The organism is Riemerella columbina DSM 16469, from assembly GCF_000374405.1.
GTDB classification, from domain to species: Bacteria; Bacteroidota; Bacteroidia; order Flavobacteriales; family Weeksellaceae; genus Riemerella; species Riemerella columbina.
This window is the reverse complement of record NZ_KB894221.1, coordinates 44,241-61,174: the sequence shown is the minus strand read 5'-3', so window position 1 is coordinate 61,174 and position 16,934 is coordinate 44,241. Positions and strand designations below refer to the sequence as shown.

Sequence of the window (16,934 nt, the reverse complement as noted above, 5' to 3'; positions counted from 1 at the left end):
AACCACAAAGGAGACATTGCGATGGGTTCATATATTTATAAGTAATGCGAAACGAAACTTGTTAGGTAATTACCACAAAATCAAAGGCAAATATCTTCAATTATACTTAAATGAATTTGTATACAAGCTAAATAGGCGATATTTTGGAGAACGATTATTCGATAGGGTGATTATAGCTGCTATAACAGGAAGTTAGGTATAAAAACGGATATACATTTTTTGATAAGAAAATTTATTAAAAACCTGATTTCGATTGATATTTTCAAGAAATAATCTGCATAAAAAGAGAAAAAGATGTATCTTTAAGCTTTTAAAAACAAGATTTTTAACAACTATTTCTGATGATTAATTACAACAAAATTATGGATATTTTTTGTATTGTAGATGAAACCGAAGGTTCGGCGTAGTCAATTTTGGAATGATTTTGAAAAAATTCACTCAACCTTTTACTCTCGGAAAGCCTCCCAAAAAGAAGCCCAAAATGAGTAACGCTGAAGTGATCACCATTATGCTCCTTTTCCATCTAAGTGGCTTTAGAACTTTTAAGCATTTTTACATTTTCTATGTTCAAAAGCATATGCAACAGGAATTTCCTCAAACGGTCTCTTATAACCGATTCACAGAACTTATGCAATCCAATATCATGGCTCTTACCATGTTTGCAAAAACCTGTGCTTTAGGAAATTGTACTGGTATTTCTTTTGTGGATAGTACGCCAATAAGAGTATGTGGAAACAAAAGAATTAAACGCAATAAAGTATTCAAAGACCTAGCTACAACAGGTAAATCCACCATGGGGTGGTTTCACGGATTTAAACTCCATTTGGTCATTAATGATAAAGGTGAGATATTGAGTTTTTGCGTAACACAGGCGAATGTAGACGATAGGGAACCACTGAAAAATGAAGGCTTTTTGAAGCAAATTTTCGGTAAACTATTTGGGGACAAAGGTTACATCTCTGAAAAGTTGAATCAATTACTCTTTGTGGATGGTATCCAACTCATTACCAATATCCGAAACAACATGAAAAACTCTCTTATGACTATGTCTGACAAGATTTTGCTTAGAAAACGCTCCATCATAGAGACGGTGAATGACGAGCTAAAAAACATTTGCCAAATTGAGCACTCCCGACATCGTTCAATGGGAAATTTTATGACCAACTTAGTGGCAGGAATTATTGCCTATCACTTTCTTCCTAAAAAACCATCATTAAAATATGAAATTCTAAAAACTAATCAATTAGCTATGTTTTATTAATCGAACTCAGGTTAATAATTTAGTTGTGAAACTTGACAACTAATAAATATAAAATGTGGTAAGTACGAATATTTTACAGGAAGTTTTGAATTTATTCCTGCTGAAATTAAACTTTCATAAAGGCAGTTAAAACTATATATTCTGAATAGCCTTTGAATGAAGAGAGTATAAATACATAGAGAACATTATGGCTTTCAATCTAAATCCTTACCTTTGTTTGGAAAAATAGAAAAGGATGAAAACGGTAATTATAGGCTCGGGAAATGTCAGCTATCATTTATGCAAAGCTTTTGCAGAAGCTGGGATTCCCATAGTGCAAGTCTTCGGAAGAAATGAAACTGCCCTAAAAGAAATTTCTGAGCAAACGCAAGTTCCTTATAGTACGACTACCTTAGCGTCTGCTGATTGCTACATTATTGCTGTAAAGGATGATGCCATTGCTGAGGTATCAAAACGAATCACAAACGATAAGGCTTTGGTCGTTCATACTTCTGGCTCTATGCCTATGGAAGTGCTGGAGGGAAGTTATAGAAAAGGCGTATTTTATCCCTTGCAAACTTTTTCCAAAACTAAAGTTTTAGATTATACCGAAATTCCTTTTTTTATCGAGGCAGAAAAGCCTTCGGATTTGGAAATTTTAAAATCTTTAGCCAAACGCCTTTCCCCAAGGGTCATGGAGGCAAAGTATGAAAAAAGAAAATACATTCACCTCACGGCGGTATTTGCTTGTAATTTTGTAAACCATCTTTATGCTAGAGCCAAAGAAATTGCCGATGCTCAGGGAGTACCGTTTTATTACTTTTTGCCTCTGATAGAAGAAACTACGGATAAAATTTATCATTTAGAACCCAGAGAAGCCCAAACGGGACCAGCAGTAAGGCAGGACACTCGTGTATTGGCACTTCATAAAGTACTTATCCATAATCCAGAACAATTAAAATTATACGAAACCATAAACGAATCTATAAAACAAATGTATGAGCTATAAAACCAAACTTCCTAATATTAAAGCTTTTGTATTCGATGTGGATGGTGTCTTTACCGATGGCAGTATCTATCTAATGCCCGACGGCAGTATGTCCCGAGTGATGAATGTGTTAGATGGCTATGCTGTAGTCAAAGCCTTGAGGAAAGACTATAAAATTGGCATCATCACAGGGGGCGAGGACCCTATGGTTAAAAACAGATTGCAATATTTAGGCGTTACAGATTATTATCCCAAGTCGGCAGATAAATTAAAGGATTACGAAGACTTTAAACAACGCTATCAATTAAAAGATGAAGAGATTCTCACAATGGGCGACGACTTACCCGATATTCCTATGATGAAAGCCTCTGCTATTGCCACTTGCCCGCCGAATGCCGTGGCAGAAGTAAAAGCCATAGCCCAGCATATTTCCCCAGTAGAGGGCGGTAAAGGTGCAGTAAGAGAAGTGATAGAGCAAGTCTTAAAAGCCCAAAATCAATGGGTAGAAGACGATACGAAATCGGTGTAGTGTAGATTGGGAATATTGCATTTTTCGCTATTAATCAGTATTATTGCCTATTCAATTTTTATGTTATGAAGGATTTATATCTCGCTTCTCAGTCGCCGCGTAGGAAGGAACTATTACAGCAGTTGGGATTTAGTTTTAAGACGGTCTCGGTAGATTGTGATGAGGTATTTCCCAAAACTATGCCCACAGCAGAAGTGGCGGGCTATCTTTCTAAACTAAAAGCAGAAGCCTATCCAGAATTAAAAAATAATGAAGTTTTGTTGACGGCAGATACTATCGTGGCAGTTGAGGACACCATTTTGGGAAAGCCAGCTTCGGAAGCGGAAGCCAAAACCATGCTTCAGCAACTGTCTAACCGAACGCATAAGGTCTATACTGGCGTTAGTTTTAGAACGGTAGATGGCATCATTACCCTTACCGATAGTGCGGAAGTGAGTTTTGATGAACTGAAAGACGAGGAAATCACGTTTTATATTAAAACTTGTGCGCCTTTGGATAAGGCTGGGGCTTATGGTATACAAGATTGGCTGGGAATGTCGAAAATCAAGCAGATTCAAGGCAATTTCTATACCATTATGGGGTTGCCTACGCATTTGGTGTATCGTACCCTATCAGAATTAATAGGACATGCAAAATAATTTAGGTGGGATGCATAATAAAATAGACTTTTAATAGTTATCTAATTATTCATGAAAAAATACGGTTTACTTATAGCAATATTAGCGTTAGCAGTGGCGTGTTCCTCTAGAAAAAAAGAGCGAACCAATAAAATGACGCATGGGTTTCTAGCCTACTACAATACTTTATTTAATGGTAAAGAGGCGCTAGAAAGCGAACTGAACAATCGGAAAAAGAACCATCAAGAAAATTATTATAAGCCCTATATCAAACTCTTTATGTACGACAATGAAGATGAGGCGGTAGAGGGGGAAAGCAACGATATTGTACCAAGTTTTGGTGGGGATATGAATGCCTCGAAACCCAAAAGCAAAGGGGCAAGCACTTTGGAAATTGCAGAAGCTAAAGCCCTAAAGGCGATTGAAAATCATAGTGTGATGAAAGATGGGGTAGAACGCAACAAAACTATATTTGATGCCTACTTAATCCTCGCCAAAGCCCGAATGTACAAAGGCGAATATCTTTCGGCATTAGATGCCATTAATACTCTATTGTCCCAAATGAAATCGGATAAGCGTTTGCCATTAGCCAAAATCTATGAAGCAAGATTGTATTACAAAATGGAAGACTACTACCGAGCCGATGAACTATTCACCAGTTTGAAAAATGAAGGGGTAGCGAAAAAATATAAAGGCTTACTCAGTGCATTTTATGCAGAAAATTTGTTGGCAGAAGGTAAAAAGGAAGCTGCCGTAGACGAATTGGCAGACGCCTATGCTTTTAATAAAAATAGAAATCTACGCTCTAGAATTGCCTTTTTAAGAGGACAAATTCTAGCCGATTTAGGCAGAGGCGAAGAAGCCAGAGAAAGTTTTGCCACTGCGTATAAAAAATCCAACAACTTTGAGTTTGAGGTAAAATCTCAAATCGAAATTGCTAAAACCTTTAATGGAACAACCGATGACTACGAAGGAGCAAAGCAATACTTAGAAAAAATAGCTAAAAAAGGAACCTACGCATCTAGGAAAAATGAATTTTATTATGCGTTAGGGCTAATGGCACTAAAAGCAGGGAAAGAGGACGAAGCCAACGCGTTTTTTGAAAAATCATTAAAGGAAAAGATGTCCGATGGACAAATCCGAGGGCTAACCTACTACGAAATAGGAAAAAAATACCTAGAAAAAGACGACTATATCGCTGCGGGGGCTTATTATGATAGTGCCGTATCTACCATGACTTATCAGCCGCAAAAGGAAACGTTAGAAAACTTATCTAAAAATATTAAAAAGATTTCTAAAAACTATTACCTGATCAAGAAAAACGATAGTATTCTAGCATTGACTAAAATGAGCGTGCCAGAACGGGAAGCCTTTTTTACTCAACATATTGAAAAGCTGAAAGCCCAAGAAGCGAAAGAAGAAGCCGAACGCAAAAAGCAAGAGGCGGATAAAGGGTTTGCCACCGCAGATTTTTCATTAACCACCACCAACCAACCTATGGGATTCATGGATTTTGGAGGGGGTAAGTCCAAAGGCTTTTATTTTGCTAACGCCTCTACGGTGTCAAAAGGCGAGGCTAACTTTAAACAGATTTGGGGCGACCGTGCTTTAGCGGACAATTGGCGATATTCTGCAAAAACCAATACCATAGAAGATGCTAAAAATGAAGCACTAGGGAAAACAGAAGTGAAAAATCCACGCCGCTTTGAAACTTCATTTTATATAGAACAAATCCCTACCGATACCGAAGCGATTGCCCAACTAAAAAAGGACAGAGATACGGCATTGCTAGGACTTGGGATAATGTATGAGGACTATTTCTCTAATACGCCTTTAGCAACTAAAACTTTAATGGATTTAGTCGCCCAAAACCCTGAGGAAGAAGTGAAGCTACAAGCCTTATACCAAGCCTTTTCTATTAATTATGGTAAGAATGAGGCAGCGGCAAATCAAGCTAAAGAATTGATTTTAAGAGATTTTCCATACACACACTATGCGGAATTTGTAAAAAATCCAAAAAGAGAGACATTAAGTGCGCCTATTCCAGAAGTAGAAACGGCGTATAAAAAAGCATTTGATTTATACACGAATGCACAATACGAGGAAAGCAAACAACTGATAGAATCCACTATTGAAAAATATCCTAAAGATGCTTTAGTTCCTAAACTTTCTTTATTGAATGCCTATAATACGGGCAAAACAGCGGGGAAAGAAATCATGATTTTGCAACTGCAACAGATTGCGCTGAACTATGAGAGACTGCCAGAAGGTGAAAAAGCTAAAGAGCTGTTACACTTTTTAAAGAGCGATTTGGATAGTCCTAAAGAAGAGAAAGAAGCTCCTAAAAGAGTTCAAAAACTTTCTAAACAAGTAAATGAAGACCCCGCAGTGGAACAGTTACCACCACCAGACCATCCTGGTTTTAACAATATGCCAAAGCAACAAGTGCCTGATAGGAAATTACCACCGCAGTAGAGAGTTGTACTGATGTAATAGTGTATCAATGTACCTAATGTACTGATATACTAATGTATAAAGCTATTGAAAATAAGATTATTGAGGGGGAGAATTAGCCTTAAAAAACTATGGACGGCGTATCCGTGTCATCTTGCCTCCTTAGCAAGAGAAAGCTATTAATTTATTCAAAAGAAACTAAATCTATTTATATTGTCGTTATAATAGACAGACCCTGGAACCAGTTCAGGGTAACACCGCTTATTAACACTCGCCCTAAATATAAGTAGTAAGTTACTCAACCTTCATCACTCAACACTTTTAACTTCATTTATCATCTATAATTTTCCTTTTATGATTTACTTCTTCATAATATTTTGTTAAAAATCATAGTTTTAACATTTATAAATCAAAAAAAGCGTTAAACAATTTTGTAGAAAATAAAATAATTGTAATTTTAACATTTCAAAACCAAAACTTGTGCGGAATAAATTTATCCCTATCATCTCTATACTCATGACGATTTCCCTTTTGATTTTCGTGAGTTTCCAATTCTATTGGCTTAAAGAATACTATGCCTCTATGGAGCAAGAATTTTCTTCCAAAGTAGAGCAAGCCTTAGAGCATTCTACTCAAAAAATAGCCGACCTCGAAATTCAAAAAATATTAGACCAAAACAAGGATTTACTAGCTTCGGTAAAGGAAAATAAGGACAAACCCACCCTTAACATCATTAAACAAATTACCGATTCTGCGGATAAAAAACTGATTTCGTTTAGTAGAAGTGTCATTGAACCACAGAAAATACCTGTGTCTACTAAAGGGGATACGCTGGAACGCTTTAAAATCTATACCGATGAGGGGATTTATAGAATTAAAAATAATAGTACCGAACTTTTGACGACTAAGCTCAGCCAAGAGATTAATGATAATTCTTATACTTTTAAAGATTTTGCTAAGTTGAATGCCAATAATTTGCCCATAGAAAAACGAGTGAATGGTAAAACGATAGATTCTATCGTCTCTAAGGAATTGGCATCTCTAGGGTTGAATACAGATTTTGGTTATGCAGTTTATAATAAAAACCATCAACTGACGACTATTGCCAGTCAAGGTTTTGCGGCAGATAAAGACCAAGACCATGCGCTGTATACTTACCCTTTGTTTCGGGATGCCAAAGATCAGCTGCAATACTCTTTGGCACTCATTTTTCCGAGTAAAAACTATTCTTTAATGAAGAATAACTTGCCGATGCTGTTTGGGACGGTACTATCTCTGCTTACGATATTGTTTATTTATATCATTTCCATCAACTATATGCTGAGACAAAAGAAAATAGCGGAAGTAAAAACCGACTTTTTGAACAATATGTCTCACGAGTTTAAAACCCCATTAGCTACCATTTCCGTAGCCACAGATTCCCTAGCTAATGATAAAATAGCTACGGATCCAGAAAAGGTAAAATTCTATTCGGGGTTGATAAAACAGGAAAATCTAAGGATGAAAAAGCAAGTGGAAAATGTGCTTAATATGTCTAAACTGGAACGGAATGAAATGAAACTGTTCCTAAAAGAAACCGATATGCAAAATTTAATTGGTAATATCGCGAATTCTGTAAGGCTTATTGTAAATGAAAGGGGTGGAACATTGACCGAAGATTTCCAAGCCCACCGTTACCATCTAAAAGTAGATGAATTCCATATTTCCAATACTTTGATTAACCTATTGGATAATGCCAATAAATATTCCCCAGAAGCCCCAGAAATTAAAATTTCTACGCGAAATGAAGGAAATTATTATATCATTTCTATTTCGGATAAAGGAATGGGGATGGAGCCACAAAACAAACAGAAAATTTTTGAAAAATTCTTTAGAGAAGAAACGGGAAATATTCATAATGTAAAAGGGCAAGGCTTAGGTTTATCTTATGTTAAAAAAATTGTAGAGCTGCACAAAGGCGGCATTAGTGTAGAAAGCACGAAAGGGGAGGGTAGCACCTTTATCATTAAGCTACCCATGGGTTTAACAAATAAAAAATAAGAATATGAGTAATAGAATATTATTAGTAGAAGACGACCAAAGTTTCGGAGCGGTATTAAAAGATTATCTTACGATAAACAATTTTGATGTTACCCTAGCCACCGATGGGGAGCAAGGCTTACAAGAATTTACCGATAACGATTTTGATATCTGTATTTTTGATGTGATGATGCCGAAAAAAGATGGTTTTACCCTAGCAGAAGATGTGAAAAAATTGGGTAAAAATGTCCCGATCATTTTCCTTACCGCGAGAAATCTTAGAGAAGATATTTTAAAAGGCTATCAACTCGGGGCAGATGATTATATTACCAAACCATTTGATACAGAGCTATTGCTTTACAAAATAAAAGCCATTCTTTCGAGAAGTGCTAGTCTGGAGGAAGAGGTAGAGCAAGAACAATTTAGCATTAGCAATATAGAGTTTGACTCTATGCTAAGACAGCTTAAAGTCCACGATAAAGATTATAAACTTTCCCCAAAAGAGAATGAACTACTCAAATTATTATGCCTACACCGTAACGATTTTATGCCTCGTGATTTGGCACTAAGAAAAATTTGGAAAAAGGAAAACTATTTTACCGCTAGAAGTATGGATGTGTATATTGCTAAACTTAGAAAACTACTAAAGGAAGACGAAGGTTTAGAAATCATCAATGTCCATGGGGAAGGCTTTAGGTTATTAGTTAAGAATTAATTATCTAAGTCATTATATTAAAAAAGCCATTTCATAATCTTGAAATGGCTTTTTAATTTATAAACTAAAGTTTAGGTTTACCCTACACTACCTTCTAAGCTAATTTCTAATAGCTTCTGTGCTTCTATAGCGAACTCCATCGGAAGTTTGTTAAGCACCTCTTTACTAAATCCGTTGACGATAAGGGCGATAGCCTTTTCTGTATCCAGACCTCTTTGGTTACAATAGAAAATTTGGTCTTCCCCAATTTTACTCGTTGTGGCTTCGTGTTCTAGCTGAGCCGTAGGATCTTTTATTTCGATATAAGGGAAAGTGTGTGCGCCACATTCGTTACCCATTAATAGAGAGTCACATTGTGAAAAGTTTCTAGCTCCTTTCGCAGAAGGCATTACTTTAACCAAACCTCTATAAGAGTTATTAGATTTTCCCGCAGAAATGCCTTTAGAAATAATGGTAGACTTGGTGTTTTTACCAATATGAATCATTTTAGTTCCCGTGTCTGCCCATTGGTGGTTATTGGTTACGGCGATAGAGTAAAACTCGCCAACAGAATGGTCGCCTTTTAATATACAACTTGGATATTTCCAAGTTACCGCAGAACCGGTTTCTACTTGTGTCCAAGAAATTTTAGCGTTCTTTTCGCAAAGCCCTCTTTTTGTTACGAAGTTATACACGCCACCTTTACCATTTTCATCACCAGGGTACCAGTTTTGTACGGTAGAATATTTTATTTCGGCATTGTCCATTGCGATAAGTTCTACTACGGCAGCGTGCAACTGATTTTCGTCTCTAGATGGTGCTGTACAGCCTTCTAGGTAAGATACATAACTGCCTTCATCGGCAATGACTAAAGTTCTTTCAAATTGCCCTGTTCCCGCTTGGTTGATTCGGAAGTAGGTGGATAGTTCCATAGGGCATCTTACCCCTTTTGGAATATAACAAAATGAACCATCTGAAAATACCGCAGAGTTGAGTGCAGCATAGAAGTTATCGCCTCTAGGAACAACTTTTCCGATATATTTTTTTACTAAATCGGGATATTCTTTAATCGCTTCTGAAATAGAACAAAAGATGATGCCTTTTTCCTTAAGCGTTTCTTGGAAAGTGGTTTTCACTGAAACTGAGTCCATCACCACATCTATCGCCACATTGCTATCGGTAACCCCAGTTAATCTTTTTTGTTCATCTAAGGAAATTCCTAGTTTTTCAAAAGTTTTTAATAATTCTGGGTCTACTTCGTCTAGGCTAGAGACTTCAGGTTTTTTCTTTGGTGCCGCGTAGTATTTTATCGCTTGGAAATCGGGCTTTTCATATTGGATGTTTGCCCAATCTGGCTCTTCCATTTTTTGCCAAATACGAAACGATTCCAAACGCCATTCCGTCATCCATTCTGGCTCTTCTTTCTTTTGAGAGATGGCGCGGATGATGTCTTCATTTAGTCCTGTTGGGAAATCTTCATATTCGATATCGGTATAGAATCCTGCTTCGTATTCTTTATTTTTAAGATCTTCTCTTAAATCGTCTTCAGTATATTTTGACATTATGTTATAGTAATTAGGTGAAAAATAGGGTTAAAGGGAAAAGCTCTCTCCACATCCGCAAGTTCTAGCAGCATTAGGATTATTAAAGATAAAACCTTTGCCATTAAGACCTCCAGAATATTCCAAAGTGGTTCCTGCAAGGTAGAGGATAGATTTTTTGTCCACCAAAATTTTGATGCCGTTGTCTTCAAAGATTTGGTCGGTGTCGTTCTTTTGGTTGTCAAACTTCAACACATACTCCAAACCGCTACAACCACCACTCTTTACGCCCACACGGATGTAGTCGGTATCAGGGTTAAATCCATCTTCCGTCATCAGTTGTATGGCTTTGCTTTTGGCTTGATCTGAAACTTTTATCACTATTAATATTAATTTAGAATTGATTTTCTTTTGATTTGCAAAAATACGAACTAATTTATGGATGGGCAAACATTCCCTTTCTATTTCAACGATAACTTAAATCAATGAAAATGAGTCCGCCGAGTTTTGGGATAAGGTTAATGAACGCCTAAATCCATTGGGCTTGTAAAGCTTCTATTTTTTGTTTTTGATCGAGGTATTTCTGCTGAAGTACCGAACCTTCGCCCATTCTACGATAGTATTCTAACGCTTTTTCCGCAAATTGTTTTTGGTTAAATTCTGGAGCATCAGAAATTTGTGGAAATACTTCATGAAATAACATTTCATAATAGGCTTGAAACTCGCGTTCGTTTTTATCTTCAACCAAACTTTCTTTAGACTTTTGCCTAACATGAAGCATTTCGTGAGCTAATAAATTAAGTACCAAATTGATATTAAAGTCGAAGAGGTTTCTAGGGATTTTCACCTTGATGGGAGTTCCTAAATGTCCTTCGGCAGTAAGCAGAATGGTTTTAGTATCCATTTCCTCTCGAAAGGCGAACCCCGCAAAATTGGGATGTTCTAATCCAAAACTGCGAATGACAAAATAAGCCGCATCTAAAATTTGCTGATGCCGCTTGTAAGCGTTGAGGTGAAATAAAAACTGATGATAATTCATAAAAAACCCTACTAAAAAAGTAGGGCGGTATTATATTTAAAATTCCATATTTACTTCCAACTTTTCTGCGAGTAATTTTGAAACTTTCTCTCGCAATGGGTCGATATCGATGTTTTGCATCGCATCGTTGGCAAAAGCGTAAAGCAATAAGGCTTGTGCTTCTTTTTTAGAAATTCCTCTTGCTCTTAGGTAGAATAAGGCTTCTTCATTGAGTTGCCCTACAGTACAGCCGTGAGAGCATTTTACATCATCTGCAAAAATTTCTAATTGTGGTTTTGAGTCTACTGATGCACCTTCACTTAATAAAATATTGTTGTTCTGCTGGTAGGCGTTGGTTTTTTGGGCAATCTTATCTACAAAGACTTTACCGTTGAATACACCATGGGCTTTATCCTTATAAATCCCTTTGTAGTTTTGGTAACTTTCACAATTGGGCTTGTTATGATGTACCGCAGTATGGTGGTCTACCAATTGTTCTTTACCGATAATGGTAATACCATTCATAAAGGAATTGATATTTTCCCCTTCTTGAATGAAATCTAAATTGTTACGCACCAATTTTCCGCCAAAAGAAAAAGTATTAACCGTCGCTAAGCTATCGCGTTCTTGCTTTGCAAACGAATAATCTACCATATAAGAAGTGTCTGAATCGTTTTGCAATTTATGCCAATCGGCTTTAGCGTTAGAGGCAACAAAAATTTCCGTTACCGCATTGGTAAACACAAAATGCTCATCTAAATTATGGTGACTTTCAATGACTTCTACCTGAGCGCCTTCTTCTACTACTAATAGATTCCTCGTATTATAAAATGTATTATCATTCTGATTTTGAGAAATATAAAATAGGTGAATTGGCTTTTCTATCACTTTGTTTTTTGGGACATGTAGGAAAAAACCATCGCTATGCATCGCCTCGTTTAATAAACAAAAGGGATTGTCTTTAGTGGCAATTTTGTTTAGATGCCCTTCAATCACAGATTGATACTTATCGTTTGATAACGCGTGTTTTAATGAAAGACACTCCACTTCATCAATTGAAATTTTTGAAAATGCGGGTTGCAATTTTCCATTGATGAAAACTAAGAAATCAAAATCCTCTTCGCCTAAGTGCAATGCTTCAAACTGCTCTTGGGTTAGCGTATGGGCTTCCGAAGCCGAGAATTGATAGTCTTTTTCGGTAACCTCTTTTAGGTTGGTATATTTGTATTCTTCGTCTTTTTTAGTAGGAAACCCTAAGGCTAAAAATTGCGCTAGTGCTTTTTGCTGAGTTCCAGAAAGTGAAGATTGGTATTGTTCTAATTGATTGTGTAATGACATTGTCAATAATATATTTTAGTTTGATGATAAACCCTTTGATTCTATTGGTGATTAACCTAATAGCCAGTCGTAGCCTTTTTCTTCCAATTCTAAGGCTAAGGATTTATCTCCTGTTTTGATGATTTTACCATCGGCGAGTACATGTACAAAATCGGGTTGAATATAGTTTAATAATCTTTGGTAGTGTGTAATTAATAGCACGGCATTGCCTTCGTTTTTAAACTTATTAACCCCTTCGGATACAATTCTAAGGGCATCGATATCCAATCCAGAATCGGTTTCGTCTAAGATGGCTAACTTAGGGTTGAGCATCATCATTTGGAAAATTTCGTTTCTCTTTTTTTCTCCACCAGAGAAGCCTTCGTTTAGAGAACGCGCTAGGAAATCTTTTTTAATGTTCAACAATTCTGACTTTTCGCGAATCAATTGTAACATTTCTTTTGCTGGCATATCCTCTAAGCCATTGGCTTTTCTTGTTTCGTTGATGGCTGCTTTGATGAAGTTAGTTACCGATACACCTGGGATTTCCACAGGATATTGAAACGAAAGGAAAATTCCTTTGTGGGCTCTTTCTTCAGGTGCATCTTCTACGATGTCTTCCCCTTCGAAAAGGATTTCACCTTCTGTAATTTCGTAGTCTTCTTTACCAGCAATTACCGAAGAAAGGGTAGATTTTCCTGCCCCATTGGGTCCCATAATAGCGTGAACTTCACCCGGTTTTATTTCAAGATTAATTCCTTTCAGAATTTCTGCACCCTCTTCAATCTTAGCGTGTAAATTATTTATTTTTAACATTGCTCTTAGTTATATTTATTCTTGTCTTTTATAATCTTAATAATTCTGCAAAGATAGTGAATTTTGTTGATTCTTATGATTTATATAAACTATCCTTGTAAAGGATAATATCAATAAGTATATGCCTATACTTACGATATACTCAATGTTATCTATAATTGTGCATAATTCGTAAGTCTACACTATTTCCTTCTTGTAAATCGTATATTCTTTGTAGAGGCGATAGCCTTCTAATCGCTCGATTTCTGCCCGCATTTTGGTGTTGTCTTTCATAATCAGATGGCTGTCCATGGTTTTGAAACCTAATTTGAGGGCAGATTTGAAGAGTCGGGTGGCGAGAATGGCATCATAGCCTTTGTTTTGTCGCTCGGGATGGACACCGCCTAAGAGTAAAACCAAACGCTTCGATTTTTTGGCGGCTCTCCAGATATGGTACCAACCGAATGGAAACAATCGCCCTTTGGCTTTGCGAATCCCTTGACTCATATCTGCCATAGCAACGACAAATGCCAAGGCTTTGCCCTCTGAATTAGTGATGATTTTGATGAGTTGGGGATTGAGCAAGGGTAGAAATCTGTTGGCAAATTCCTGTTTTTCTTCTTCGGTCACTTGTGTAAATCCGTAGATGTTTTGATAACTCTCGTTGATAAGGTCAAACACGGTGCTGACATAGGGTTTTACATCTTTGGTACGCGTGAATTCGACCACCTTGATGTCGGAATTTCTTTCTACTCGCTTTGTAAAACGCTCATAGCGATGAATCACTTGCTCGTCGATAAGGACTTCGTATTCATAGAGTTCGACAAATGGTTGGTAATCTCTTTGCTCTATAAAGGCTTTCATATAAGCAAAGGTGCAATTGGTTACCAACATGGTGGGTTCATCAAATCCACGCGTGACGAAACCTTGTGGTTCTTTATCTGAAAATCCCATCGGACCGATAAGTTGGGTGCATTTTTTGGACTTTGCCCATTCTTCTACCGCTTGGATTAGTGCATCGAAAACTTTTTGGTCTTCGTAGCATTCCATATAAGAGAATCTTGCCACTTGGGTGTTTTCCTTATGATTGTACTCATGTGGAATGATTCCCATAATTCGTCCGACAGCCTGATTGTTTTGATAAGCCAAGAACAATACCGTATCGTTGTGACTAAATGCGGGATTCTTTTTCTTATCAAAGAATTTCTCTTCATCTATATACAGAGGATGTAACCAATTGGGATGGTTTTGATGAATTTTTTCTGGTAAATATATAAAAGTCTTCCACTCTGAACGAGAGGTAACTTCTTTGATCGTAATTTCACTCATGATTTTTAATTTTAGAGATTAGCCAACGGATGGGCATCAGATGGTAAATGAGGATTCCAGATACCACACCCGTTAAGGCATCTATAGCGTAATGTGCTTTGATATAAACGGTTGCAAAAAATAATAGTATGGCAAATGGAAGAAAATATTTCCATAACGGACGCTGATAATGCCAAAGCCACAAGAGTATAATGGTGGTGATACCAATGTGCGAACTCGGAAATGCTGCGGTGGGTGCTTCTCCCTGCGATTGAATGAATTGTATCAATTTGCCGAAAACGCCTTGTGCTTGTATATAGTTATCTGGATATTCGAAATAAAACTGTGGACCTGCGGCAGGAAAAAGGATAAACAATATATAATAGACATTAAATGAGGCAATCAAAATGGTAGAAAAAACGGGCAAAAGCGTATTTCTATACAACGCAAGCAATACAGCAATGGGCATTAGATAATAGGAAAGATAGCCTGCAAACATACTCTCACTGAACCATTTTTGATTGAATTTTTGAGAAAAGACCAATGAGGGTTGATAGCCAAACATCTGTTGATCGATTTGCATCAATAATGCGTCTTTTTTCTCGAAAATTAGGGTGTTGAGCAATGCCGTTTCTTTGTAAACAGAGGCGAGAAAGGCATAACAAATAAGAATGCTTGCAAAATCGAAGTGGGTTTTATTCAAATATTTTTTTAGAAAAAAAAGGGAAATAAACAGTCCTACAAAAATTCCTCTATTGGTTAAGATGCTGATAAAATCAAAATTTTGAGAACCAAAAACTAATGCCAATACCAGCGTCAAAAGCATATAGATTGCTAATAACCACCAGTATATTGGGATGTTTTTAGTAAATTTCATTGTCGGTTCTTATATAAAAAGCCGACAAATATACGATGATTTACAATAATGTAATATGTGCGTGGGGATGCGAAAATAAATATTTTCAGGTTGGTTGTGGGGAAGTTCTATTAGTATTTTTTAATGCCTATTAAAGAATCTATTTTGGGCTAATTTAAAACAAAAACGCTCTAAAACAATCGTGGTTTCAGAGCGGTTAAAATTTCCCTTAAAAGGATTTAAGATTTACTTATCTTCTACCAATTTAAGGTCAAGCATGGTATTATTAAGGTCTTCTACATTAATTTCATAAGTGTAGTTACCATCTTTTAATGGCGTTTCACTAACATAATCAATCGGTTGGAAGGTATAAGTCTTGCCATCAATTTTTAAAGTTACCGAAGCGTAGCTATAGGCGGTTTCAAAATCTTTATAATCCGAAGTGGCTCCAGCGTTTAAGTTACGATAAGACACCTTATCGGTAGGGTTGGATACTTGAATGTCCGTAAAGTTATAAGCACTTTTATTCGCTAATCTGATATGAATTGTTTTTTCTTTGGCTACAGATTCTGTGGTAGTAGGCTCTGTAGATTGGCTTTCGGTATTGTTACTTTTACACGCTACTAAAGCACTTCCTAATGCTAATAATATAATGGTCTTTTTCATTTGTTGTTGTTTTAGATTTCTTGTATTAAAGCAAAAAACACTCCAAAATGAAGGAGTGTTTTATATATTTCTAATTATGAGTTAGTTATATATTCTCGTCAGTAATAATTCTTTTAGCAAATCTAAATCTTGGCGACCAGTAAGAGGACTTATTTAGAGAGGTAATAGATACTCCTTTGGATGTAGCTGCATGTATAAAAAGGATATCGCCATCTTCCGTGATATCGTATACAATCCCTACATGAGAGATTCTACTTCTGTTAGAGAAAAATAAAAGGTCGCCTTTTTGCAACTCACTGCGACTGATTTGTTCGCCTTCATGGGCTTGTGCTGCCGCTACTCGTGGTAAGTTTAGTCCTGTAGCTTCATTAAATACAGACAATACAAATGCAGAACAGTCGATACCACTTCTGCTCATACCTCCATAGCGGTACGGAGTACCTAGATAAGAGTTAGCATGTTCTAAAATATTATCAATAGTTTGGTTTAGTTTTACTGTTTTTTCAATTGTTGCTTTGGTTTCCAGTTTGTTTACTTCCGCTAGGGCTAATTTTGCTGCTTCAAAATTTTTATCATACTCAACTGCTTCTGAGTAGATGGATTGTTTAGCAGAGTTTAGACTCGCTTTACTTATTTTTGGAAGATTGGCATTAGGTTTGCTCTGGAATTGAGTAGATGATGGAGTAGCGGATACGACATAATTACTGACACACGATTGTAGAGAAAATGTTGTAATTGTGGCAACGATGTAGATTAATATCTTATTTTTCATCTTTGTTTTCTTTAATGACGATAGCAAAAATACATTATGTAGGCTATCCATTTATCTTTATACTAAGTTGAATAATCATTTTTAACAAAATTTAACATATTTAGACCGTTTGTTAAAACA

16 protein-coding genes and 1 pseudogene are annotated in these 16,934 nt (G+C 36.5%); 8 read left to right on the top strand and 9 right to left on the bottom strand.

Annotation, left to right across the window (positions count from 1 at the left end; translation table 11 throughout):
* The 8 genes and pseudogenes from C237_RS14170 to C237_RS0103145 all read left to right on the top strand — a co-directional run.
* The coding region (locus C237_RS14170; RefSeq protein ID WP_026315462.1) for a transposase at positions 1-196 on the top strand (196 nt) is incomplete at its 5' end.
* Positions 197-341: 145 nt separating this feature from the next.
* Positions 342-1,261: pseudogene (locus tag C237_RS12800) on the top strand (IS982 family transposase).
* 235 nt (positions 1,262-1,496) lie between these two features.
* Positions 1,497-2,249 (top strand): Rossmann-like and DUF2520 domain-containing protein, encoded by a 753-nt coding sequence (locus C237_RS0103170; protein WP_018675047.1) that lies wholly within the window; start codon positions 1,497-1,499, stop codon positions 2,247-2,249.
* The gene (locus C237_RS0103165; protein WP_018675046.1) at positions 2,239-2,757 is read left to right on the top strand and encodes a KdsC family phosphatase; all 519 of its coding nucleotides are present in this window, start codon (positions 2,239-2,241) and stop codon (positions 2,755-2,757) included. The genes C237_RS0103170 and C237_RS0103165 overlap by 11 nt, the downstream gene beginning before the upstream one ends.
* A gap of 65 nt (positions 2,758-2,822) precedes the next feature.
* Positions 2,823-3,395 carry a Maf family protein gene (locus C237_RS0103160; RefSeq protein WP_018675045.1) on the top strand — a complete coding sequence of 191 codons (573 nt, stop codon included), beginning with the start codon at positions 2,823-2,825 and terminating at the stop codon, positions 3,393-3,395.
* 51 nt (positions 3,396-3,446) lie between these two features.
* The gene (porW, locus tag C237_RS0103155; RefSeq protein WP_018675044.1) at positions 3,447-5,849 is read left to right on the top strand and encodes a type IX secretion system periplasmic lipoprotein PorW/SprE; all 2,403 of its coding nucleotides are present in this window, start codon (positions 3,447-3,449) and stop codon (positions 5,847-5,849) included.
* A 495-nt stretch (positions 5,850-6,344) separates the two neighbouring features.
* Entirely contained in the window at positions 6,345-7,868 is a 1,524-nt protein-coding gene (locus tag C237_RS0103150) for a sensor histidine kinase (protein ID WP_018675043.1), read from the top strand.
* A 4-nt stretch (positions 7,869-7,872) separates the two neighbouring features.
* Positions 7,873-8,562: a response regulator transcription factor gene (locus C237_RS0103145; RefSeq protein WP_018675042.1), complete on the top strand. Its 690-nt coding sequence runs from the start codon at positions 7,873-7,875 to the stop codon at positions 8,560-8,562.
* A gap of 77 nt (positions 8,563-8,639) precedes the next feature.
* Here C237_RS0103145 and sufB read toward each other — a convergent pair whose 3' ends face one another.
* The 9 genes from sufB to C237_RS0103100 all read right to left on the bottom strand — a co-directional run bounded on the left by sufB (position 8,640) and on the right by C237_RS0103100 (position 16,814).
* Entirely contained in the window at positions 8,640-10,103 is a 1,464-nt protein-coding gene (gene sufB, locus C237_RS0103140; protein WP_018675041.1) for a Fe-S cluster assembly protein SufB, read from the bottom strand.
* Between the two features lie 30 nt (positions 10,104-10,133).
* Positions 10,134-10,463 carry a HesB/IscA family protein gene (locus tag C237_RS0103135; RefSeq protein ID WP_026315460.1) on the bottom strand — a complete coding sequence of 110 codons (330 nt, stop codon included), beginning with the start codon at positions 10,461-10,463 and terminating at the stop codon, positions 10,134-10,136.
* A gap of 148 nt (positions 10,464-10,611) precedes the next feature.
* Positions 10,612-11,121, bottom strand: coding sequence for a hypothetical protein (locus tag C237_RS0103130; RefSeq protein WP_018675039.1), 510 nt, complete (start codon positions 11,119-11,121; stop codon positions 10,612-10,614).
* Between the two features lie 36 nt (positions 11,122-11,157).
* Positions 11,158-12,438: a Fe-S cluster assembly protein SufD gene (gene sufD / locus C237_RS0103125; protein ID WP_018675038.1), complete on the bottom strand. Its 1,281-nt coding sequence runs from the start codon at positions 12,436-12,438 to the stop codon at positions 11,158-11,160.
* 51 nt (positions 12,439-12,489) lie between these two features.
* Entirely contained in the window at positions 12,490-13,233 is a 744-nt protein-coding gene (gene sufC, locus C237_RS0103120) for a Fe-S cluster assembly ATPase SufC (RefSeq protein ID WP_018675037.1), read from the bottom strand.
* 177 nt (positions 13,234-13,410) lie between these two features.
* Positions 13,411-14,541 (bottom strand): hypothetical protein, encoded by a 1,131-nt coding sequence (locus tag C237_RS0103115; RefSeq protein WP_018675036.1) that lies wholly within the window; start codon positions 14,539-14,541, stop codon positions 13,411-13,413.
* Positions 14,534-15,397: a phosphatase PAP2 family protein gene (locus C237_RS12795; RefSeq protein WP_018675035.1), complete on the bottom strand. Its 864-nt coding sequence runs from the start codon at positions 15,395-15,397 to the stop codon at positions 14,534-14,536. Before C237_RS12795 ends, C237_RS0103115 begins: the two co-directional genes overlap by 8 nt.
* Positions 15,398-15,622: 225 nt before the next feature.
* Positions 15,623-16,042: a hypothetical protein gene (locus C237_RS0103105; protein ID WP_018675034.1), complete on the bottom strand. Its 420-nt coding sequence runs from the start codon at positions 16,040-16,042 to the stop codon at positions 15,623-15,625.
* Between the two features lie 85 nt (positions 16,043-16,127).
* Complete coding sequence (locus tag C237_RS0103100; protein WP_018675033.1) at positions 16,128-16,814, bottom strand: C40 family peptidase; 687 nt, start codon at positions 16,812-16,814, stop codon at positions 16,128-16,130.
* Between the last annotated feature and the right edge of the window lie 120 nt (positions 16,815-16,934).